8 protein-coding genes and 2 pseudogenes are annotated in these 24,609 nt (G+C 48.4%); all 10 read left to right on the top strand.

Annotated features, from left to right (window positions below):
• The first annotated feature begins 62 nt into the window (after positions 1-62).
• Positions 63-386 (top strand): iron-sulfur cluster assembly protein IscA, encoded by a 324-nt coding sequence (iscA, locus tag B0X70_RS16740; RefSeq protein ID WP_036779216.1) that lies wholly within the window; start codon positions 63-65, stop codon positions 384-386.
• 37 nt (positions 387-423) lie between these two features.
• Positions 424-945, top strand: coding sequence for a co-chaperone HscB (gene hscB / locus B0X70_RS16735; protein WP_217469885.1), 522 nt, complete (start codon positions 424-426; stop codon positions 943-945).
• An 11-nt stretch (positions 946-956) separates the two neighbouring features.
• The gene (gene hscA, locus B0X70_RS16730) at positions 957-2,807 is read left to right on the top strand and encodes a Fe-S protein assembly chaperone HscA (RefSeq protein ID WP_217469884.1); all 1,851 of its coding nucleotides are present in this window, start codon (positions 957-959) and stop codon (positions 2,805-2,807) included.
• Positions 2,808-2,809: 2 nt separating this feature from the next.
• The gene (fdx, locus tag B0X70_RS16725; RefSeq protein ID WP_036779209.1) at positions 2,810-3,145 is read left to right on the top strand and encodes an ISC system 2Fe-2S type ferredoxin; all 336 of its coding nucleotides are present in this window, start codon (positions 2,810-2,812) and stop codon (positions 3,143-3,145) included.
• A gap of 18 nt (positions 3,146-3,163) precedes the next feature.
• Positions 3,164-3,364 (top strand): Fe-S cluster assembly protein IscX, encoded by a 201-nt coding sequence (gene iscX, locus B0X70_RS16720; RefSeq protein WP_036812475.1) that lies wholly within the window; start codon positions 3,164-3,166, stop codon positions 3,362-3,364.
• 182 nt (positions 3,365-3,546) lie between these two features.
• Positions 3,547-4,842, top strand: coding sequence for an aminopeptidase PepB (pepB, locus tag B0X70_RS16715; protein WP_036812473.1), 1,296 nt, complete (start codon positions 3,547-3,549; stop codon positions 4,840-4,842).
• A gap of 65 nt (positions 4,843-4,907) precedes the next feature.
• Positions 4,908-5,300: pseudogene (locus B0X70_RS16710) on the top strand (enhanced serine sensitivity protein SseB C-terminal domain-containing protein); the annotation flags it as partial.
• Between the two features lie 939 nt (positions 5,301-6,239).
• Positions 6,240-7,682 (top strand): serralysin, encoded by a 1,443-nt coding sequence (prtA, locus tag B0X70_RS16705; RefSeq protein ID WP_036812469.1) that lies wholly within the window; start codon positions 6,240-6,242, stop codon positions 7,680-7,682.
• A gap of 813 nt (positions 7,683-8,495) precedes the next feature.
• A complete protein-coding gene (locus B0X70_RS16700; protein ID WP_161786695.1) occupies positions 8,496-8,642 on the top strand; it encodes a hypothetical protein in 147 nt (48 codons plus the stop codon).
• Between the two features lie 119 nt (positions 8,643-8,761).
• Positions 8,762-24,403: pseudogene (locus B0X70_RS16695) on the top strand (non-ribosomal peptide synthetase); the annotation flags it as partial.
• Positions 24,404-24,609: the final 206 nt, after the last annotated feature.

Raw genomic sequence — 24,609 nt, 5'->3', positions numbered from 1 at the left:
TACTGGCTGCTACATACCATCCGGTATCCGCCTTTGCTGGTTTTAATAAGTGAGGTTGTTGTATGTCAATTTCCCTTACAGAAAGTGCTGCACAACGCGTTTCGTCATTCCTGAGTAACCGTGGAAAAGGTGTTGGTTTGCGTCTGGGCGTCAGAACATCAGGCTGTTCAGGTATGGCTTACCTGCTTGAATTTGCCGATATGATTAACGAAGACGACACAGTGTTTGAAGATAAGGGTGTCAAAGTTATCGTAGATGGCAAGAGCATGGTCTATCTCGACGGTACAGAGCTGGATTTTGTTAAAGAGGGCCTTAACGAAGGCTTTAAATTCAACAACCCAAATGTTTCCAGTGAATGTGGTTGTGGAGAGAGTTTTAACGTTTAATTCCGTTTTTCGGCCAAATCCAGAGTAAGTTTAGATTATGGACTATTTCACTTTATTTGGGCTGCCGGCTCGTTATGCTGTTGATCGTGAACAACTGGCAAGCTGTTATCAAGAATTGCAACGTCAGTTTCATCCAGATCGCTTTGCTAGTCAGCCAGAGCGTGAAAAAACGCTGGCGTTGCAGCAAGCCGCGACTATCAATGACGGTTATCAAACGCTCAAACATCCACTGAAACGCGCTGAATATATGCTCTCTCTGCATGGTTTTGATTTAGCCAATGAACAGCACACCATGAGTGACAACGCTTTCCTGATGGAACAGCTCATGTTGCGGGAAGAGTTGGAATCTATTGCCAGCAAAGCTAATCCAGAAGCGGCATTGGCGGATTTTGCCGCTCGTCTGAGTGGGATGACTAAAACCCGCAGTCAGCAAATGGTGCGGCAATTGGATGAACAGCAGTGGGAACAAGCAGCCGATACGGTGCGTAAATTGCGTTTTCTGGATAAATTGCAACAGCAGGTTGAGCAACTGGAAGAACGTTTACTGGACGACTTTTAAGGAAAGCGTATATGGCTTTATTACAAATTAGCGAGCCGGGGTTATCCGCTGTACCACATCAACGTCGTTTAGCTGCCGGTATTGATTTAGGTACGACACATTCATTAGTTGCCACTGTTCGCAGTGGGCAAGCGGAAACATTGATGGATAGTGAAAATCGTTACCTGCTTCCCTCAGTTGTTCGCTACCATGAAAAGGGGCTTGAAATTGGCTGGCAGGCCCGTCGACAGGCGGTACATGATCCCGCTAATACCATCAGTTCAGTAAAACGTATGATGGGGCGCTCTCTGGCTGACATTCAGCAACGTTATCCAAATCTTCCTTATCAATTTCAAGCGAGTGAAAACGGGTTGCCGTTAATCAACACCGTAGTGGGTTTGGTCGATCCTATTCAGGTTTCTTCTGAGATTCTTAAATCGCTGGCGCAGCGTGCAGAAGAAACACTGGATGGTAAGCTTGACGGTGTTGTGATCACGGTTCCTGCCTACTTTGATGATGCACAGCGTCAGGGAACAAAAGATGCGGCGCGTTTAGCCGGATTGCACGTTCTGCGCTTGCTTAATGAACCGACTGCCGCTGCGATTGCCTACGGACTGGACTCCGGTCAAGAAGGTGTGATTGCGGTTTATGACTTAGGCGGCGGTACATTTGACGTTTCTATTCTTCGGCTAAGCCGTGGTGTCTTTGAAGTGCTGGCGACTGGTGGCGACACCGCGCTGGGCGGTGATGATTTCGATTTGATACTGGCTGATTGGATACGTGAACAGGCAGGGATTGGTAATCGAGATGACCATAGTCTGCAACGCCGGCTATTGGATACGGCTACTCAGGTAAAAATCGCCTTGAGTGATGCTGATATTGCAGAGATAAACATTGCCGGTTGGCAGGGTAAAATCACCCGTGGCGAATTTGAAGCCCTGATAACACCATTGATAAAACGGACTTTACTGGCAAGTCGCCGGGCATTGAAAGATGCAGAAGTCTCTGCGGATGAAGTGTTACAGGTGGTTATGGTGGGTGGTTCTACCCGAGTACCGCTGGTTCGTCATAGGGTTGGCGAGTTTTTTGGCCGCGAACCGCTGACTTCCATTGATCCTGATAAAGTGGTTGCGGTGGGGGCTTCGATTCAGGCGGATATTCTGGTGGGTAACAAGCCAGATAGCGACATGCTGTTGCTGGATGTGATTCCGCTTTCACTTGGGCTGGAAACGATGGGAGGCTTGGTTGAAAAAATTATCCCACGTAACACAACCATTCCGGTTGCCAAAGCGCAAGAGTTCACCACTTTCAAAGACGGCCAGAGTGCAATGAGTATTCATGTCGTGCAAGGGGAAAGAGAATTGGTAAGTGATTGCCGTTCACTGGCCCGTTTTACCCTACGTGGTATTCCGCCATTACCCGCTGGTGGGGCCCATATCCGGGTTACTTTCCAGGTCGATGCTGATGGCTTGTTGAGTGTCAGTGCGTTGGAGAAATCCACTGGCGTCGAAGCTTCTATTCAGGTGAAGCCTTCCTACGGCTTATCTGATGGAGAGATTGCTCGCATGATAAAAGATTCTATGGCGAATGCTCAGGAAGATCTCAGTGCGCGTAAATTGGCAGAACAAAAAGTTGAGGCGGCGCGAGTACTGGAAAGTGTCACCAGTGCGTTAGAAAAAGACGCTGATCTACTGAATGAACAAGAACAGGCGGCAATTGATGCGGCCGTGGAAATACTTATAACAAGCGTTCAGGGCAACGATCCTGAAATTATTGAAAACGCGATTAAACAACTGGATAAGCAAACGCAGGAATTCGCTGCGCGTCGGATGGATTCATCTATTCGCCGGGCGTTGGCGGGCCATTCTGTGGACGAGATTTAATTATGCCGAAAATTGTCTTTTTACCTCATAACGATCTTTGCCCTGATGGCGCGGTTCTGGAAGCCAAAGAAGGGGAATCCATTCTGAATGTTGCATTGCGCAATGGGATTGAAATTGAACATGCTTGTGAAAAATCCTGTGCTTGCACAACTTGCCATTGTATCGTTCGTGAAGGTTTCGATTCACTGGAAGAGAGTTCTGAACTGGAAGATGACATGCTGGATAAAGCTTGGGGGCTGGAACCGGAAAGTCGTCTAAGTTGTCAGGCTAGAGTTTCCGATGAAGATTTAGTGGTAGAAATTCCCAAATACACCATTAACCATGCCCGTGAGCACTGATTGGCAGGAGAAAAATAAATGAGCCTGAAATGGTCCAATAGCCGTGAAATTGGTGAAGCGCTATATGACAAATTTCCTGAGGTAGATCCAAAAACGGTTCGCTTTACTGATATGCACCAGTGGATTTGTGAACTGGAGGATTTTGATGATGCGCCTGAAAAATCCAATGAAAAGATTTTGGAGGCGATCCTACTTGTTTGGTTGGATGAGTTTGAATAGCAAATCGCATTAATTTGTTATTTATCCGTCATAATTTTGATGTAGGCTGAACTTCAATGAAAAACTGGCTCTGGCCGGTTTTTTTATAGGATGAATCTCTGGCAGACGAAGAATTATATCGGTAGAAGCTTGAATAAGCTCCTCACTGCCATTGAGTGGTAATAATAAGAGGTGAAAAAAGAATGAATAAACAAATCATGCCGATAACACTGTCTTATGAACCAGCAGCAGCTTGCTGGGGTGAAAAAGCGCTGATTAGTTCCAGTGATCAAGGGGTAATGATTCATCTGGTTGGTAAAGGTAAATTAGGGGCAGTGCAACGTGCCGGGCGTAAAATTGACGGGCAGGGAATTCGTCATGTGGCTCTGGTTGGCGAAGGTTGGGATTTAGAGAAAAGTTGGGCTTTCTGGCAAGGATTCCGGGCGCCAAAAGGTAATCGTTCGATTGAATGGCCTCAATTGCCTGCGGCTGAAAAACAGGAATTGGAAAGCAGAATTAAAATTATTGATTGGGTGCGTGACACCATCAATATGTCAGCGGAAGAGCTTGGGCCGGAACAATTGGCGAAGCGGGCGATTGACCTGATGTGTGGTATGGCTGGTGAGTCAGTAAGTTATCGTATTATTAAAGGCGAAGATTTACGTGAACAGGGTTATGCTGGCATTCACACCGTTGGCCGTGGCTCTTCTCGTGATCCGATTCTGTTGGCGTTGGATTACAACCCAACTAACGACCCGCAAGCGCCGGTGTTTGCCTGTCTGGTAGGGAAAGGCATCACATTTGATACTGGCGGCTACAGCCTGAAACAATCTTCCTTTATGGATTCCATGAAATCGGATATGGGTGGAGCCGCAACCCTGGCAGGCGCATTGGCGCTGGCAATCAGTCGTGGCTTGAAACATCGAATTAAATTGTTCCTCTGCATAGCGGATAACATGGTCAGTGGTAACGCCTTTAAACTGGGTGATGTTATTCATTACCGTAATGGCAAATCTGTTGAAGTGATGAATACGGATGCGGAAGGTCGTCTGGTTTTGGCTGATGGTCTAATTGACGCCAGCAGAGAGAAAGCGAAATTAATCATTGATGCGGCAACCTTGACTGGTGCGGCGAAAACGGCGGTGGGGAATGACTACCACTCTATATTCAGCTTCGATGACAAACTGGCGGCTGATCTATTGGCTGCGGCTGCATCCGAGAATGAACTGTTCTGGCGCCTGCCGCTAGCTGAATTCCATCGTAGCCAACTGCCATCGAATTTTGCTGACTTGAATAACATTGCTGGGTCATCGCATACTGCGGGTGCCAGTACCGCGGCAGCTTTCCTGTCTCACTTTGTGGAAGAATACCAAAAAGGTTGGATTCACATTGATTGCTCGGCAACTTATCGTAAATCTGCGGTAGAACATTGGTCTGCTGGCGCAACAGGTTATGGGGTTCGTTCGATTGCTAATTTGCTGTTGGCGAAGGCGAAATAAATTTATTTTATCTAAAAAACTGATTGGAGATTTTTATGGGTTCATTAAGTGAATTAATTTCGGTTGAGGTTGATGTTCCAAGTGGTAGTAAAATAACACTTAGCCAACCGGAAGAATATCCTTCGCAGCTCATTGAAGCTTTGGTCAGTTTATTTAGCCAACGTAAACCTGTTCGCCGTGCTTTTATCATTCAAGCGCATGATAAAAATGTGGATGAAAACCCCAATTTATTAATTGGACTGGAAATAAGTGGCGTGGCAGACGAAATTGATCAATTAATCCACGAAGCAGGCACTATTGCTTGTGAATACACCTCCGAAGAGGAGCCGATTGACTTCTGTTTAGTTGATGAAAAAGAGGGTGGTATTAGCCATTATTTGATTCAACATACGCAACCATTTTACCAGCGTAAATTAGGCAGTTGGCTACGTGGAAGTATTCCGGTGATGAATAAGTGACTATTTAACGGGTGATACTATAGTTGTCGGTAGAATTGAAATCTCCTGTTTATTACCACAACCATTACCGGATCAAGTAAAAATTAAAGCGTCTGAGCCCAGTAAAATACAGGACTCAGACCTTGATGAATTCGTGATTTAAATTGAACAATTCACAGAAATAGGGAGTCTTGGCTGCTATATTTTTTAAATAACTTAATTTTAATAATTGATGTATGAGTCTTATTTTTAACTAGAATAGATGAAATAAACTAGAAATCAGAAAGAGATAATTATAATCTGGTTTTATTTCATATGTATAATAAGTATATTTATTCTTCTTTATAAAGAAAATAATAATAAAATTAAATGTCAGAAAAAAATTATTAATTGAAGAAACTAAAACCCTAATGGTCTGTAAATAACTTAGTGATTCCATTATATATTAACCTCTTGTCTTTTAAATAAATAAAACTATTGTTGATTGGTATTTATATTTTACAATAAATCTAATTTAATTCTCTCAGAAAAAACTTACAGAATAGATAAAATATTCGTTACCGGTTAATACGAATTTTCTTTATTTTTATGGCCTGTTTAAATAGTTGCTTTATAAAATTATTAATAGTGGTTTTATAAGGTTTTTTAAGTTTACTATATTGATAATTAAATGAGAAATAATTTTAAAATAAAATGCTGATAAAAAATTAGCAATATTTTTTGCCTTAAATAGCTATGTTATATAAAACAATTATTTATTTGTTTTATGCTATTTTTATCACGTTTATATTAAAAAAATATGTTAATTGTTTTTTACGTAATTAACTTTAGTGTTACTTTTATGGGCAGGGATTTTAAATTGCGTAGCCGGGATAGCTCATCACTTCTAGGTTTTATTGACAGGTGTTTAATTAAATAAACAGGGTTTTATATCTAAGTTTTGAACTTATGGAGAACTATATGTCTTTAAAGAGGAAAATTTCATATTTGGAAGAAGTTAGTGGTTCAGCAAAGGCAAATGAGGTATTGACCTGGCTACAGGCTTATATTCCAGGCAAAGATCCTAATATTGTCGTTGGGCATGAGCCTAGTAAAGATGCGGCGAAAGAGTTAATCCGAAGTGATTACCGTTGGGGGCATCAGAGTAATGACAAATCTGAAACTTTCCAATTAACGTATAATTTCCTGGAGAGTGAACCGGATGACATGCCGTGGAGTATTTATGGATTTTCAGCATTTAATGAAGAGCAAAAAGCCGCTGCAAAACTGTCAATTCAATCTTGGACTGATGTCGCGAATATTAAATTCACGGAAACCTCTGATGCGAGTAAGGCGAATATCACTTTTGGTTTCTTTGATTTTAGTTTAACAGGGGATTATGCGTTTGCTGAGATGCCGAATCCAGGTTTGAAACAAGTCGGAACTTGGTATAATGCGGCAAGCCGTACTTTCTTAAAAAATGATATTGAATTGAATGGTTATGGTCGCCATACATTTACCCATGAGATCGGCCATACATTGGGGCTGGATCATCCGGCTGATTATGATGCGTCTGATGATGTAATACCGACTTATAAGAACAAAGCTACCTATTTTGAAGATAGCGGTGCTTATACCGTCATGGGTTATTTCAGTGAAAAAAATACCGGGCAGGACTTTAAAGGTATTGATTCTTCTGCGCCATTACTTAACGATATTTCAGCCATTCAGTCGTTGTATGGCGCGAATAATACTACCCGTACCGATGACACTGTATATGGTTTTAATTCCAACACAGATCGCGATTTCTTTACGGCAAAAGATGCCAAGAGCAAACTCGTATTCACTGCTTGGGATGCGGGTGGGAATGATACCTTTGATTTCTCTGGTTTTACTCAAGATCAACGTATTAACTTGAATGAAGCTTCTTTCTCGGATGTTGGCGGCCTGAAAGGAAACATCTCTATTGCCCGTGGCGTCACGATTGAAAATGCGATTGGCGGCAGTGGTAATGACATTCTGATAGGGAATGACTCCGCCAATACTTTAAAGGGTGGTGCTGGTGATGACATTATCTACGGTGGACTGGGAGCAGATAATCTTTGGGGTGGAGAAGGCAAAGATACATTTGTTTACCTGAACGCCAAGGAATCACCTTTTCTTGAGCGTGATTGGATTCATGACTTTGTTTCCGGTGAAGACAAGATTGATGTGTCATTGTTCGATCTGGGTGAAGCAGGAAAAGGCACTATTAAGTTTGTCGAAGAATTCACGGGCGCTATTGGGGAAGCGGTGATCAGCTATGATAGCGTTAATAAGGTAAATGATTTCGTGATTAATATGGGGGGAGAATTATCCCACGATGGTTTTGGAGTGAAGATCGTTGGAGAGCCGCTGACAGAGGCCGATTTCATCCTTGCATAACACAACAATACAATAATACAACAACACAACCGCATCTGACTGGATGCGGTTATTCGTTTAGTCACTTTGAGCGTCTGGACGTATAATTTTGCTGTCTTCTGTTTACTGTCTTCCGTCTTCTGTTTTCTGTTTCCTGTCCATGTGGTTGGAGTTCCTAATCTACCATTTTTCTATAATATAAGTAGTCAAGTATATTTGGATAAGTAATGAATGATGTGATATTTGGATTTAAAAACAATCGCAAAATAATTTATTTTTAAATTAAAATTATTTATTGTTGATATTAAACATAATTAATATATACATTGATCGTATTATTTCATGATAAAAAAACATATATAGGGAAGTTAGTTTTAGTTTGAAATTGTTTCATGTGGGTGTTAAATGTAATTAACGTTTACATTAGTTGTATAATTTGATTATTATAAAATAATATGTAATCAGGCAGGTTGATAATTTTTACGTGTATAAATATACATTAATTAATATAACCAAATGATAAATCATGCTTTTTATGGTGCAATCTGTTTCCCGTCGAAATACGGGGAGGTTAATCTTACAGAGAATTATCAAGGTAAATTCGGTGTTAATTGGGGATCAGGAGGGTTAATTTGTCTTCATAATTACTTGATTTTTTTATGAAATAATTTACATGTGATATTAATTCAAAATGGACAAAATACAACAGGGATTTAACACTCATGCCAGTAAATATATTCAATAAATCCATTTTTATTTAGTTATGGAATTCAGCGTCGGCCAATAAAAAATCGCACAAAATCAAAGGCGCTTATTAAAAAAATAGGAACAAAAATGGAATATCTTTTGCCGGTTCACTGGGTGAATCGTTTATTCCGTTATCAGGAAAATAATTGTCGCAGAATTGTTAATTATGCGGTTATCAACCGGGCTATTACCTCTAGCGTCCAAAAGAATGTGCTGTCTGAGGATCTTAATTGATGCCTGGTGCGTGCCCGTTTTTATTTCTTTGAGGAAAGAAATAAGGGCAAAACATTTGTGATGACTGTTGAGAATGACAGTTTTCAAATAACTAACAGATTCGTTGAGGTAGTAAGTAGATGAAAGATAGCATGGCTAAAAAGGAAATTATCTTTGACGCTGGATTAGAACAAGTACCGTCAGAAAAGGTTGGTGATGACATATCTGTTCAGAAACTTAATTTGTTGTCAGAAGCTGAACGCACACTGCTGTTGAAAACCTGGAACGCCACTGAAACCGTCTATCCTGACCAGTTAGGCATTCATCAGTTGTTTGAACGGCAAGTGGAGAAAACCCCGACAGCCACAGCGTTAATAGCAATGGATAAGACCCTGAGTTATGCGGAATTGAATGCTCGCGCTAACCGACTGACTCATCAACTGATTAAACAAGGGGTTGGCCCGAATGACCCTGTGGCAATTCTGTTAGAGCGATCTATCGAATTGGTGGTGGCTCAATTGGCTATTCTCAAGGCGGGCGCGGTTTATGTCCCTATCGATCCCGGAGCGCCGAACGAGAGAAAAAATTGGCTGATAAGCGATTGTTTAGCCAAATTGTTGCTCACCAGTGCAGAAGTGGATCTTCCGGTTGATCTGGATGTTCCGCTAATTCGTCTCTCTGATGAGACAGACGTGAGCAAGGAGGAAGAAAGTTTTAATCCTGACTTACTTTGTGCCAGTACCGCGCCAGCGTATATTATGTACACCTCCGGCTCGACTGGCACTCCCAAAGGGGTGATTGTGCCTCACCGCGCTGTGGTTCGACTGGTTATTAATAATAGCTATGTTGAAATTGAACCCAATGACCGAGTTGCCTTTGCGGCTAACCCGGCATTCGATGCCAGCACCTTTGAAGTCTGGGCCCCTTTGCTCAATGGTGGGGCACTAGTCGTTATTGACCACACGACTTTGTTGACGCCACAGGAGTTTGTACAGGCATTAGACCGTTATCAAATTAATATCTTATGGTTAAGCGTCGGCCTGTTTAACCGGCTGGCGGCGGAGTTGTCTCCAGTCCTTCCACAGATGAAAATCCTTATTGTCGGCGGCGATATCCTTGATCCCCATGTGATTGCCCAAGTTTTACGTAACAACCCGCCTCAGCAGTTATTGAATGCCTATGGACCGACCGAAGGCACTACCTTTACCACCACATACCGGATTGAAGCTTTAGCCACAGGAACAACCAATATCCCTATTGGTCGACCCATTGCCAACACGCGGGTTTACTTACTGGACGAGCAAGGCCAACCGGCGCCATTAGGAAGGGTGGGCGAGATTTATGTTGGAGGCGACGGGGTAGCCTGCGGTTATCTTAATCGCCCTGAATTGACCGCTGAACGCTTTTTGGTTGATCCATTTAGCGATGCACCGAATGCGCGGATGTACCGGACCGGCGATTTGGCTCGTTATCTGCCGGATGGCAATCTAGAATTCCTTGGTCGCAACGATCAGCAAGTGAAAATTCGGGGTTTTCGGATTGAACCGGGGGAAATTGAAGCCTGCCTGGTAGAGTATCCGACAGTACGGGAAGCGGTGGTATTGGCGTTAGGCACAGGGCAGAACAAGCAGTTAGTTGCTTATGTGCTGGCGGAGTCGGATAACGAATTGCCTACTCGTTTGCGTGAACATTTAAGTGCGCGGTTGCCTGATTATATGGTGCCGGTGGCCTTTGTGCGTCTGGATGAATTCCCGCTAACTCCCAATGGCAAACTGGATCGCCGGGCGTTGCCGGCACCGGGCGAAGACGCCTTTGCCCGTCAGGTTTACGCCGCACCGCAAGGGGAAAGGGAAATTGCGTTGGCGACTATCTGGCATGAGTTACTGGGTATTGAACAGATAAGTCGACATGATAGCTTCTTTGCCTTGGGTGGTCATTCACTGCTCGGCATACGTATGATTGAACAGCTACGTCATTTAGGGCTGACATTGGCTGCCCGCGATCTGTTTCAAGCGCCAATATTGGCGGAGTTGGCTCAAACATTGGAGCAACATCAGATTGTGGCAGTGCCGCCGAATATCATTACTGCGGCGACCACTGCATTGACGCCAGCGATGTTGCCGCTGATTGATTTGACTCAGCCTGAGATTGATCACATCGTCGAGCAGGTACCGGGCGGGGTGGTCAATATTCAGGATATTTATGCGTTGTCGCCGTTGCAGGACGGTATCTTGTTTCACCATCTGCTGGCGAAAGAGGGTGATCCTTACTTGCTGGCCTATCCAATGATCTTTGCTGACCGTGGTTTGCTAGACCGCTATTTATTTGCGGTACAACAGGTGGTTGACCGCCATGATATTTTGCGCACCGCGTTTATCTGGCAAGGATTATCCGTTCCGGCGCAGGTGGTTTGGCGTCAGGCGCCGTTGTCAGTGACTGAACTGAAGTTAAACCCGACTGATGGGCCGGTCAGTGACCAACTGGCGCAACGTTTTGATTCACGGCAACACCGTTTCGATCTAAATCAGGCGCCGTTGTTGCGCTTTGTGATAGCACAGGAAACCGATGGTCGCTGGTACGTATTGCAATTACAACATCACCTGATTGGCGACCATACCACGCTAGAAGTGATGAACCGCGAAGTTCGGGCCTGCCTTGACGGACAGGGTGATAATCTACCGGCGCCGGTACCGTTCCGCAATCTGGTGGCTCAGGCTCGGCAAGGGGTTGACCAGACAGAGCATCACCGATTTTTCACCGACATGTTGGCAGAAGTGGATGAACCGACGCTGCCGTTTGGGCTGACCGAGGTCCATCGTGATGGTTCTCAGGTCCTACAGGCGCACCGGATGCTGTCTCCCACGTTGAATGATCGTCTGCGTGCGCAGGCAAGACGTCTGGGCGTCAGTCTGGCGACCCTGTGTCATCTGGCTTGGGCGCAGGTGTTGTCGCGCACCAGCGGACAAGAGAAAGTGGTGTTCGGCACCGTGCTGTTTGGACGTATGGCGGCGGGGGAAGGGGCTGACAGCGGCATGGGGCTGTTTATCAATACCTTACCATTACGGTTGGATATCGATGATACTCCGGTACAGGATAGCGTCAGGGTGGCGCATACCCGATTAGCTGGATTGCTGGATTATGAACATGCTTCATTGGCGCTGGCTCAACGTTGCAGCGGGGTACAGGGAGGCACCCCGCTTTTTAGTGCCTTATTGAATTACCGACACAATGAGCAACCGATGATCCCGCATGAGGCAATGCCGGGAATCGAATTTCTGGGTGAACAGGAACGGACCAACTACCCGTTTGTCCTGTCAGTGGAGGATGGCGCCACCACACTGGGGCTGACAGCACAGGTGGTACAACCGTTTGATTCAGAACGGGTATGCGGTTATATGCAACAGGCGCTGGAAAGTCTGGTAGATGCCCTTGAACTAGCGCCGGAAACGCCGGTACGGGCGCTAAACATTTTGCCGGAATCGGAACGTACATTATTACTGGAAACCTGGAACGCGACAGAAACCCCCTATCCTGAACAACTCTGTATCCATCAGTTAATTGAACAACAGGTAGAGAAAACCCCAGAAGCCACTGCATTGATGTCTGAAAATCAGACACTCAGCTATGGACAACTGAATGCCTGCGCTAACCGGCTTGCCCATCAACTGCTTGCCTTGGGCGTCGTACCAGATCAACCGGTGGCGATTTGCATGATAAGTTCACCGGCGCGGGTGATAGCGGTGCTGGCGGTGCTGAAAGCGGGCGGGGCCTATGTGCCGTTGGACCCGGCTTATCCGGGAGAACGATTGTCGCATATCTTGACCGATGTAGCCCCGGCTAGGGGGTTGAAGGTAATGGGATTAAAGACTGTGGGGTTAAAAACAATAGCGCTGGTGGACAGTACTGGGCGGGCTGCATTGGGTGAGCAAACGCTTGCGGAGCTGACGGTACTAGACCCGCATATCTTGCCTGACCAGCCGGACAGCAATCCGCAGGTTCCTGCATTGACCTCCCGCCATCTGGCCTACGTGATTTACACTTCCGGCTCAACCGGGACGCCTAAAGGGGTGATGATTGAACATCGTGGGCTGGTCAATCTTATTCGGGATAAAATCAGCCGATTCGACATTCGCCCCGTTAGCCGGATGTTACAGTTTGCTTCATTTGGCTTTGATGCCGGTGTCTGGGAAATCATGATGGCATTAGGCAGTGGAGCCAGCCTGATTATTCCTGCCGAAACTATTCGTCAAGACCCGCGTCGCCTCTGGCATTATCTGGAAGAACAATCGGTGACGCATGCTTGTTTGACCCCTGCTTTGTTGCGAGAAGGGGGCGATTTGCCAACGATAACAATAAAACCGACATTGATATTGGGCGGTGAAGCGCCTAGCCCCGTGCTACTACGGGCGCTAAGTCGTCAGGCAACGCTATTTAATGCCTATGGCCCGACAGAAATTACCGTCTGTGCCGCCAGTTGGCGTTGTCCGCCAAACTATACCGAGGTGTTGGTTCCTATTGGGCGCCCGACGGCGAATACGCGTATTTATCTATTGGATAACCACGGCCAGCCAGTCCCATTAGGCGCGGTGGGGGAACTCTATATTGGCGGGGATGGTATCGCTCGTGGCTATCTCAATCGTCTTGATCTGACTGACGAGCGCTTTCTGGCTGACCCATTTAGTGATGCTGCCGATGCCCGGATGTACCGTACCGGCGATTTGGTGCGCTACTTGCCGGATAGCAATCTGGTGTTTGTTGGCCGTAACGACCAGCAGATTAAAATCCGCGGTTTCCGTATTGAGCCGGGTGAAATTGAAGCCCGATTGGCGGAACATCCTATGGTGCGCGAAGCGTGGGTCGTAGCTTTGGGGGATGGGCAGGATAAGCGTTTAGTCGCCTATATTGTAGCCGAAGCGGATAGCGGACTGGCGGCCAGTTTGCACACTCATTTGAGCGCTATGTTGCCTGATTATATGGTACCGGCGGCCTTTGTGCGTTTAGATGCCTTCCCGCTGACCCCAAATGGTAAGCTGGATCGTCAGGCATTACCGGCACCGGGGGAGGATGCCTTTGCCCATCAAATTTATGTCGCGCCACAAGGGGAAATGGAAATTGCAGTGGCGGCTATCTGGCGTGAATTACTGGGCATTGAGCAGATCGGCCGACATGATAATTTCTTTGCCCTAGGCGGACATTCCTTGTTGGCGGTACGGATGATGAACCGCATAGCTGTTTTCGGCGTCGACCTGCCGTTGGCTTCGTTGTTTATGTTTCCGTCACTGTCTGCGTTTACCGAGAAAATCTGCGCACAACGTCATGCGGGCAGTGATAAATTGCCTGCAATTAGGCCAATATCTCGTGATAGTGTCTTGCCCTTATCGTTTGGTCAACAGCGTCTGTGGTTTCTGGCGCAATTTGAGGGGGTGAGTGATACCTACCATGTTCCGACAGCCTTGCGTTTACGTGGCCAACTTAACCTCTCTGCCTGGCAGCAGGCCCTGAATCGCCTGTTTGCTCGCCACGAGGCGCTTCGTTCTGTTTTTATCACAGTTGATGGTCAGCCTCAGGTTGAACTGTTACCGGCGGAATTTGGTCTACCGGTGAAAAAATACGATTTGCGTAAAGCATCTAACGTGGACGAACAATTTAAGCGCTTGTGTGTACAGGAAGCTAAAACGCCGTTTGATCTTGCTCGTGGCCCCCTCATTCGTTGCGCATTGATCCAACTGGCCGATGAAGAGCATATATTCTTACTGACTCAGCATCATATTATCTCCGATGCTTGGTCTTTAAAGATACTTGAATCAGAACTGGTGGCGCTTTACGCTGCTGGTCTAAATCAACAGCCTGATCCGTTGCCGTTATTGACCATTCAATATCCTGATTATGCGGCCTGGCAGCGGCAGGTATTTTCTGGTGAAGGAGTACAGGCACAGAGTGATTACTGGCGCCGGACGTTGGCAGACGCACCGGTATTGCTTGAATTGCCGATAGACAGACCTCGACCCTTCCAACAATCATTTACCGGTGGCCGGGTAGCGGTGCACATTGATGCTCCGTTGGTACAGGCGCTAAAACATCTGGGACAACAGCATGGCGCCACACTGTTTATGACACTGTTAACCGCTTGGGCTGCATTGCTATCGCGCTTGTCTGGGCAGGATGATGTCGTCATTGGTATACCAAGCGCTAACCGCAATCTGCGGGAAATTGAACCACTGCTTGGCTTCTTTGTTAACACATTAGCGTTGCGTATCGATTTATCCGACATGCCGGATGTGGCCACACTACTGCGTCGTGTGCGGCAGACGACACTGGGAGCGCAGGAGCATCAAGATCTGCCTTTCGAACAGGTAGTGGAAATTGTTCAACCGCCGCGCAGACCGGAGCATACGCCACTGTTCCAGGTAATGTTTGCCTGGCAGGAGAATGAAACAGAGGAATGGCAATTACCGGAATTGGCGGTAACACCATTCGAGCTGGAATATGATATAGCGAAATTCGATCTGCAACTGGAATTAACGGAAAAATCGGGCGAAATTGTCGGAGAACTGAACTATTCTTCCGCCCTGTTCGACCATGAAACCATCGAAAGGAAGGTGGGTTATTTGCAGGCCATATTGCGGGCAATGGTGAACCAGCCTCAACAACCTGTCACGGCTATCGACATTTTGTCATCTGCGGAACGGGAGTTATTGCTGGAGAATTTGAATGCGACCGAAGAACCGTATCCTACTCAGGTATGTGTTCATCAGCTATTTGAACAACAGGCAGAAAAGACCCCGGACGCCATAGCGGTAATCTATGAAAACCAGACGCTCAGCTACGCGGAACTGAATGTCCGCGCCAACCGGCTAGCTCATCAGCTTATCGCCTTAGGCGTAACGCCGGATCAGCGGGTAGCGATTTGTGTGACGCGCTCACTTGCGAGAATAATCGGGTTGTTAGCGGTGCTGAAAGCGGGCGGAGCCTATGTGCCGTTAGATCCCGCCTATCCCGGTGAACGCCTGTCTTATATGCTCACTGATGCCGCACCGGCGATTGTACTGGCGGATAATGCAGGGCGGGCTGCGCTAAGTGAGGACATTCTGGCGATGCTGACGGTGCTCGATCCGAATACCTTGCCGGAGCAGCCAGACAATAACCCGCAAGTCTTTGGATTGACTCCACAGCATCTGGCTTATGTGATTTACACTTCTGGTTCAACTGGCAGGCCAAAAGGCGTGATGATTGAACATCGTAGCGTGGTTAATTTGACACTGACACAAATTACCCAGTTTGATTTTTGCTCTGCCAGCCGAATGTTGCAGTTTGCTTCATTTGGTTTCGATGCCAGTGTCTGGGAAATTATGATGGCGCTGAGTTGTGGGGCCATGCTGGTTATTCCTACCGAAACAGTGCGTCAAGATCCACAGCGCCTTTGGCATTACCTGGAAGGACAGGCGGTGACCCATGCCTGTTTGACGCCGGCTATGTTTCACGATGGCGCCGATTTACCGGCGATAGCGATAAAACCAACATTAATATTTGCAGGAGAAGCGCCGAGTCCCGCGTTATTTCAGGCACTGTGCCGCCGGGCTGATGTGTTTAACGCTTATGGGCCGACGGAAACCACTGTGTGCGCGACCACTTGGGATTGCCCGCCAGATTATACCGGGGGACTCATTCCCATCGGCAGCCCGACCGCCAACAAACGTCTCTATCTGCTGGATAAACACGGCCAGCCGGTCCCATTGGGCACAGTGGGAGAATTGTATATTGGCGGCGTTGGGGTAGCGCGTGGTTATCTCAATCGCCCTGAATTGACCGCTGAACGTTTCCTGAATGATCCGTTTAGTAATGAGACGGATGCCCGAATGTACCGGACCGGAGATTTAGCCCGTTACCTGCCGGATGGCAATCTGGTGTTTATTGGCCGTAATGACCAACAGGTTAAAATCCGTGGTTTCCGCATTGAGCCGGGAGAAATTGAAGCACGACTGATTGAACACCCTGCGGTAAGTGAAGCGCTGGTATTGGCGTTAGGTGACGGACAGGATAAGCGTCTGGTGGCTTATGTGGTGGCGCAAGTGGATGACGAGCTGGCAACCAAACTGCGTGAACATCTGAGTGATATTTTGCCTGACTATATGGTGCCGGCGGCTTTTGTGCGTTTGGATGCCTTTCCGTTGACTCCTAACGGTAAGCTGGATCGCCGAGCACTGCCCGCACCGGGGGAGGGCGCTTTTGCTCGTCAGGTCTATGAAGCGCCACAAGGAGAAATTGAGATAGCGTTAGCGGCTATCTGGCGCGAATTACTGAATCTTGAGCAGATCGGTCGGCATGACAGTTTCTTTGCCTTGGGCGGTCACTCGCTGCTGGCGGTCAGGATGATTGAACGTTTACGACGTATTGGTTTAAGCCTGTCGGTACAAACGCTATTCCAGCATCCGACATTAAGTGTATTGGCCCAATCTTTGGCGCAGCATCGTGAAATTAGCGTGCCTGATAACGGTATTACCGCGGATACGACGGTGCTGACGCCAGCCATGTTGCCGCTGATTGATCTGACTCAAGCTGAAATTGATCGCATTGTTGAGCAAGTACCGGGTGGAATTGCCAATATTCAGGATATCTATGCCTTGTCACCGTTACAGGATGGTATTTTATTTCACCATTTATTGGCAAATGAGGGTGATCCCTATCTACTGATCACTCAACAGGCTTTTGTCGATCGGCTTTTACTAGACCGTTATCTGGCGGCGGTTCAACAGGTGGTTGACCGCCATGATATCTTACGTACCGCTTTTATTTGGGAAGGGTTATCTGCGCCGGCTCAGGTAGTTTGCCGTCAGGCGCCTTTGTCAGTGACGGAATTGACGCTCGACCCGGCGGATGGGCCGATAAGTGACCAACTGGCCCAACGTTTTGACCCGCGTCGGCATCGTATTGACCTGAATCAGGCTCCGTTATTACGTTTCGTTGTGGCACAGGAGAGCGATGGCCGTTGGATTGTATTGCAATTGTTGCACCACCTAATTGGCGACCACACTACGTTAGAGGTGATGAACAGCGAAGTACAGGCTTGCCTCTTGGGGCAAATAGATAGCTTGCCTGAGCCGGTCCCGTTCCGCCATTTAGTGGCACAGGCTCGGCAGGGAATCAGTCAGGCAGAGCATACTCGCTTCTTTACCGACATGCTGGCTGAGGTGGAGGAGCCTACGTTGCCATTTGGGTTGGCGGAAGCACATCATGATGGCTCACAGGTGACGGAATCTCACCGAATGTTGCCGACAGGACTAAACGATCGCTTACGTGGTCAGGCGCGGCGGTTGGGCGTCAGTGTGGCGGCGTTGTGTCATTTGGCTTGGGCGCAGGTATTGTCGCGTACCAGTGGTCAGCAACAAGTGGTGTTCGGCACCGTGTTGTTTGGACGTATGCAGGCGGGTGAAGGATTTGATAGTGGCATGGGGCTATTTATTAACACCTTGCCGTTGCGGTTGGATATCGATCACACCCCGGTGCGGGATAGTGTACGTATAGCACATAGCCGATTGGCGGGATTGCTGGAACATGAACACGCTTCACTGGCGCTGGCGCAACGTTGCAGTAGCGTAGCCAGTGGAACGCCGCTTTTCAATGCGCTGTTGAACTATCGCCATAATACTCAGCCGGTAACACCGAATGAGATCATGAACGGTGTCGAATTTCTTGGCGCACAGGAGCGGACTAACTATCCGTTTGTCTTGTCGGTAGAAGATGAGGGTTCCGATCTGGGACTGACAGCTCAAGTAGTGCAACCGTTCGATCCAGAACAGATATGCGGCTATATGCAACAGGCATTGGAAAGTTTGGCGGATGCCCTTGAGCAGACGCCCGACATGCCGGTACAGCAGTTAGAAATTCTGCCGGCAACCGAACGCACATTGTTGTTAAAAACCTGGAACGCCACTGAAACAGCCTATCCTGAGCAGTTGTGCATTCATCAACTGTTTGAGCAGCAGGTGGAGAAAACCCCGGATGCCACGGCACTGGTGTGTGAAGAGCGATCCCTCAGTTATGCGGAATTGAATACTGATGCTAACCGATTGGCGAACCAACTTATTGCACTGGGTGTGACGCCGGATCAGCGAGTGGCGATTTGCGTAGCAAGTTCACCGGCGCGGATAGTGGCGTTGTTGGCGGTGTTAAAAGCGGGAGGCGCTTATGTGCCGCTGGACCCTGCCTATCCGGGAGAGCGTCTGGTCCATATTTTGGTTGATGCTGAACCGATTATTTTATTGGCCGATAGTGTTGGACGTTCAGCCTTAGGCGAGCAAATGCTTACGGGGCAGATTCTACTTGATCCGAATTCATTACCTGATCAACCGGATAACAACCCACAACTGCCTACATTGACCGCCCGCCATCTGGCGTATGTGATTTACACTTCCGGCTCGACCGGCACGCCAAAAGGGGTGATGGTTGAACATCGTGGGTTGGTTAACCTTATCCGGGATAAAATCGCCCGATTCGGCATTTTACCTGCTAGCCGAATGTTACAGTTTGCCTCATTTGGTTTTGATGCGAGTGTCTGGGAAATCATGATGACGCTATGCAGTGGCGCTACTTTGGATATTCCTGTCGACACTATCCGTCAGGACCCTAATCTTCTCTGGCATTATCTGGAAGCCCACTCGGTAACGCATGCCTGCCTGACACCGGCTCTGTTGCGGGATGGGGCCGATTTGCCGACGATAACAATAAAACCCACATTAATATTGGGAGGTGAAGCGCCCAGCGCGGCGTTGCTTAGGGCGCTGGGCGGCAAGGCAACGGTATTCAATGCTTATGGCCCGACAGAAATCACCGTTTGTGCCACGAGCTGGCGTTGCCCATCAAACTATTCAAGTTACTCAAACTGTGGGGATGAACTCATTCCTATTGGGCGCCCGACAGCCAACACTCGTATCTATCTGTTGGATGCTCTCGGCCAGCCGGTGCCGTTGGGAGGCGTAGGTGAACTCTATATTGGTGGCGTCGGTGTAGCGCGTGGCTATCTCAATCGTTCTGAATTGACTGATGAACGTTTCCTTGCAGACCCATTTAGTGAAATTGCTGATGCCCGAATGTATCGAACCGGCGATTTGGTGCGCTATCTGCCGGATGGCAATCTGGTGTTTGTTGGCCGTAATGACCAACAGATTAAGATCCGTGGTTTCCGAATTGAGCCGGGGGAAATCGAAACTCGACTGACAGAGCACCCCGCAGTCCGTGAAGCACTGGTACTGGCCTTGGGTGATGGTCAGGACAAACGGCTGGTGGCTTATGTGGCGGCGGCAGAGGATGACGGGTTGGTTAACTGCCTGCGCGAATATCTGAGCGGATTGTTGCCTGACTACATGGTACCGGCGGCCTTTGTGCGATTGGAGGCTTTTCCGTTGACGCCTAACGGCAAGCTGGATCGCCGGGCGTTACCTGCGCCGGGGGAGGAAGCCTTTGCCCGCCAGATTTACGCTGCGCCACAGGGAGAAACCGAAACCGTACTGGCTGATATCTGGCGTGAACTATTGGGCATTGAGCAGATCAGTCGGTACGACAGCTTCTTTGCTTTGGGCGGCCATTCGTTGCTTGCGGTACGCATGGTTGAGCGTCTGCGTAACTTGGGATTAATGTTGGCAGTACGTGATCTGTTCCAATCGCCGGTATTGGCTGAATTGGCGCAAACATTGAAGCTAAATCAGGCGGAAAGCGTACCGGCTAACGTCATTACACCAGCCACTACGGTATTAACACCGGCAATGTTACCGCTGATTGAACTCACTCAATCTGAAATTGATTACATCATTGAGCAGGTACCGGGCGGGATAGCCAATATTCAGGATATCTATGCGTTATCGCCGTTACAGGATGGGATCTTGTTCCACCATTTGCTGGCAGACGAAGGCGATCCTTATCTGTTGGCCGGTCAAATGGCCTTTGCTGATCGGAAGCTGTTAGATCGTTATCTGGCGGCGGTTCAACAGGTGATTAATCGTCATGACATCTTGCGGACTGCCTTTATCTGGCAAGGATTATCCGTGCCGGCACAGGTTGTCTGCCGTCAGGTGCGATTGTCGGTGACGGAACTGATATTAGATCCGGCTGACGGGCCGATCAGCGAACAATTAGCGCAACGTTTTAACCCACGCCAATATCGCCTTGATTTGGGGCAAGCGCCGCTGTTGCGCTTTGTGGTGGCACAGGAGAGTGATGGCCGCTGGATTGTGTTGCAACTGATGCACCATTTGATTGGCGACCATACCGCGTTGGATGTGATGAGTCACGAAGTTCAGGCATACCTTGACGGGCAGGAAAGCGACTTACCTGCCCCGGCGCCATTCCGCAATCTAGTGGCGCAGTCCCGGTTAGGGATGAGTCAGGTGGAACATACCCGTTTCTTTACTGAGATGTTGGCTGAGGTGGATGAACCGACACTACCGTTTGGATTGGCGGAAGTCCGCCATGATGGTTCTCAGATGACCGAATCACATCGGATGTTGACTACCGAGTTAAATGAGCGCTTGCGTGGTCAAGCTCGGCGGTTGAGTGTCAGTCTGGCGGCGCTGTGTCACTTGGCTTGGGCACAGGTGTTGTCGCGTACCAGCGGACAGCAGCGAGTGGTATTTGGCACCGTGTTGTTTGGACGCATGGCGGCGGGTGAAGGGGCTGAAAATGGCATGGGACTGTTTATCAATACCTTGCCGCTCCGCTTGGATATGGATGATACCCCGGTGCGAGACAGTGTACAGGTAGCACATCACCGGCTAGCGGGATTATTGGAACACGAATATGCATCACTGGCGCTGGCTCAACGTTGTAGCGGGGTGCAAGGGGGAACGCCGCTGTTTAGTACCTTGTTGAACTATCGACACAACGCGTCGTCGTCGACATCGAATGAAATCATGAGCGGCGTCGAATTTCTTGGTGCGCAAGAGCGGACTAACTATCCGTTTACACTGTCGGTGGAAGATTTTGGTGAGGCATTGGGGCTGACTGCGCAAATCGTCCAGCCGTTTGATGCCGAGCGGGTGTGTGGCTATATGCAACAGGCGCTGGAAAGTTTGGTCGACGCGCTTGAACATGCCCCGGAAACTCCGGTTCGGCAGTTGGAAGTATTACCGACAGACGAAAGGAAACTGCTGCTGAAAATCGGCAATGGCTTGCAAACGGCGCATTCCGCCCCGTTGTGTATTCATCACCTGTTTGAACAACAAGTGGCGAAAAATCCTGATGCGGCGGCGCTGATATACGAAGAGCAAACCCTCAGCTATGCGGCACTGAACGCGCGAGCTAACCGACTGGCTCATCAATTAATTGAACTCGGAGTGGAGCCTGATCAGCGGGTGGCGATTTGTGTCACGCGTTCACCGGCAAGAGTGGTCGCGCTACTGGCGGTATTGAAAGCGGGTGGGGCTTATGTTCCTTTGGACCCATCTTATCCGGGTGATCGGCTGGCTTATATGCTCACGGATGCGGCGCCGTCAGTGGTGCTGGCGGATAATGCGGGCCGCGCTGCGCTAGGCGAACAGGCGCTTGCTGGATTAACGGCGCTTGATCCAACGATCCTGTCTGATCAACCGGATAACAACCCGCAAGTTCCTGAACTCACTTCACGGCATCTGGCGTATGTGATTTACACATCCGGTTCCACCGGCACGCCGAAGGGGGTGATGGTGGAACACTGTGGCTTGGTCAACCTGATTGGGGAGAAAATCACCCAATTTGACATTCACGCGGATAGTCGGCTCTTGCAATTTGCCTCATTTGGTTTCGATGCCAGTGTCTGGGAAATCATGATGGCACTGTGTGGGGGAGCGACGCTGGACATTCCGGTTGATACGGTTCGTCAGGACCCGCTGCGCTTGTGGCGTTATCTGGAAGAACAGCGGGTAACACACGCCTGTTTAACTCCGGCTCTGCTACGGGATGGGGCCGATTTACCGGCGATAACGATAAAACCCACCTTGATACTGGGCGGAGAAGCACCCAGTGCGGCGTTGTTGCAAGCGCTGCGTGGTCGGGCAACGCTGTTTAACGCTTATGGCCCGACAGAAATTACCGTTTGTGCAACCTGTTGGCATTGTCCGCCAGATTATACGGATATGTTAATCCCTATCGGGCGCCCGACAGCGAATAGTCGTATTTATCTCTTGGATAATCACGGCCAGCCAGTGCCGTTTGGGGCAGTGGGAGAATTGTACATTGGTGGCGCTGGTGTCGCCCGTGGCTATCTCAACCAGCCTGATTTAACGGCTGAACGCTTTCTGGCAGATCCATTTAGTGATAAACCGGATGATCGCATGTACCGCACCGGGGATTTGGCCCGTTATTTGCCAGATGGCAATCTGGTGTTTGTAGGGCGTAACGATCAGCAGATTAAAATCCGCGGCTTCCGTATTGAACCGGGTGAAATCGAAGCGCGGTTGACGGAATATCCTGTGGTGCGCGAAGCGATAGTATTGGCACTAGGTGACGGTCAGGATAAACGTCTGGTGGCTTATGTGGTGGCGCCAGAGGATAACGGGCTGGCTAGCCAATTGCATCGTCATTTAAGAGTTTTATTGCCTGACTATATGGTACCGGCGGCGTTTGTGCGTTTGGACGCCTTTCCGTTGACTCCGAACGGCAAGTTGGATCACCGGGCATTGCCAGCGCCTGATCAGAATGCGTTTGCTCGTCAGATCTATGAAGCGCCGCAAGGAGAAACGGAGATCGCCTTGGCGGCCATCTGGCGTGAATTACTGGGGGTTGAGCGGATTGGTCGGCATGACAATTTCTTTACCCTCGGTGGACACTCGCTGCTCGCCATGCGGATGATCAATCTGGCCGCAGAACGGGGATTAATTTGCTCGCTAAATAATCTGTTCCAATTCCCGGTGCTAGCGGAACTGGTGGCGGAGATCACCTCAGATCCGCTGTCTCAGTGGCAAATCAGCGCCATACCGGTACGACCGGATGGCACCGAGCCGCCGCTCTTCTTCGTACCGAGCGGCATGGATGATTACTCATACGTTTTCGGTCTGGCGCAGCATATTCAGGCAGATTACCCGATTTATGCACTACCTTGGCCATCCATCAATGAGGAACCGGTATCCACCATTGAAGCGCTGGCGACCAGAATGATCACCTTTATGAAGGCGGTGCGACCAGAAGGCCCATACCGGATATACGGCTACTCTTCCGGCGGCATACTGGCTTATGCCATTGCTCAGCAACTGTTGCATGCCGGAGAGACAGTGAATTTCTTAGGGCTAATTGATACGCCTGCTCCTCACTGTTTCAAGACACGAGTCGATCAACCTAAACTCCAGTTCCTTGCTGAATTGGCAAGGCAGTCAGTGGATGAGCATCCTCAAGAGATTGAAGCATTGCATCAGAAAATGGATGAACTGAATTTAGTGCAATTTATTGCGGCCGCGCAGGAGCTGGAATTATACCCATCAAATCTGCACCCTGACTTAATTGCCAAACGTTGGGTACAGATGGGAAATTATGTCCAAATGGTCAAGGATTATCAGCCGAAAGCTCTGGCGATAACGCTGCATCAATTCTATGCGATGGAATCTTATCCGCAGATCCCGTTTGTTACCGATGTTGCGCTACAGTCCGTAACGATGGAGCCGTCGTTAGGTTGGGAACAGATAGTTCCTGACTCTTCGCTACAATTAACCTCGGTTCCGGGGGATCATTTTAGTCTGATGGAAGATAGTGAAAATAAAACTGTTTTGGCTAAGACCTTAAGCATGGCGTTGGCCATGAATTGTGAGGCGGAGGCGCTGTAATGCCGGTGATATTGTGTGATGAAAAGTTGTAATTAGTAAATAACTTGTCCGGTTAAAGGTTTTCATAATAGCCGGACAACCTTGCTGAATATAGGCGCCGAATGTTGATCACTTCGGTGCCTTATTTTTTTATGAAATCCTATACCTGACGCTGGCGGAGAAATCCTATTTTTCAGCATTGCCGATGCATGTAAACAATTCTTACA

The sequence above is a fragment of the Photorhabdus akhurstii genome, from assembly GCF_019090985.1.
Lineage (GTDB): Bacteria > Pseudomonadota > Gammaproteobacteria > Enterobacterales > Enterobacteriaceae > Photorhabdus > Photorhabdus akhurstii.
The sequence above is the reverse complement of the archived record's forward strand: the minus strand, read 5'-3'. Positions and strand labels throughout refer to the sequence as shown.

What these genes read in the sequence shown, in the direction of transcription:
- iscA (WP_036779216.1), top strand. Translation starts at nt 63, where the DNA reads ATGTCAATTTCCCTTACAGAAAGTGCTGCACAACGCGTTTCGTCATTC.
- hscB (WP_217469885.1), top strand. Translation starts at nt 424, where the DNA reads ATGGACTATTTCACTTTATTTGGGCTGCCGGCTCGTTATGCTGTTGAT.
- hscA (WP_217469884.1), top strand. Translation starts at nt 957, where the DNA reads ATGGCTTTATTACAAATTAGCGAGCCGGGGTTATCCGCTGTACCACAT.
- fdx (WP_036779209.1), top strand. Translation starts at nt 2,810, where the DNA reads ATGCCGAAAATTGTCTTTTTACCTCATAACGATCTTTGCCCTGATGGC.
- iscX (WP_036812475.1), top strand. Translation starts at nt 3,164, where the DNA reads ATGAGCCTGAAATGGTCCAATAGCCGTGAAATTGGTGAAGCGCTATAT.
- pepB (WP_036812473.1), top strand. Translation starts at nt 3,547, where the DNA reads ATGAATAAACAAATCATGCCGATAACACTGTCTTATGAACCAGCAGCA.
- prtA (WP_036812469.1), top strand. Translation starts at nt 6,240, where the DNA reads ATGTCTTTAAAGAGGAAAATTTCATATTTGGAAGAAGTTAGTGGTTCA.
- B0X70_RS16700 (WP_161786695.1), top strand. Translation starts at nt 8,496, where the DNA reads ATGGAATATCTTTTGCCGGTTCACTGGGTGAATCGTTTATTCCGTTAT.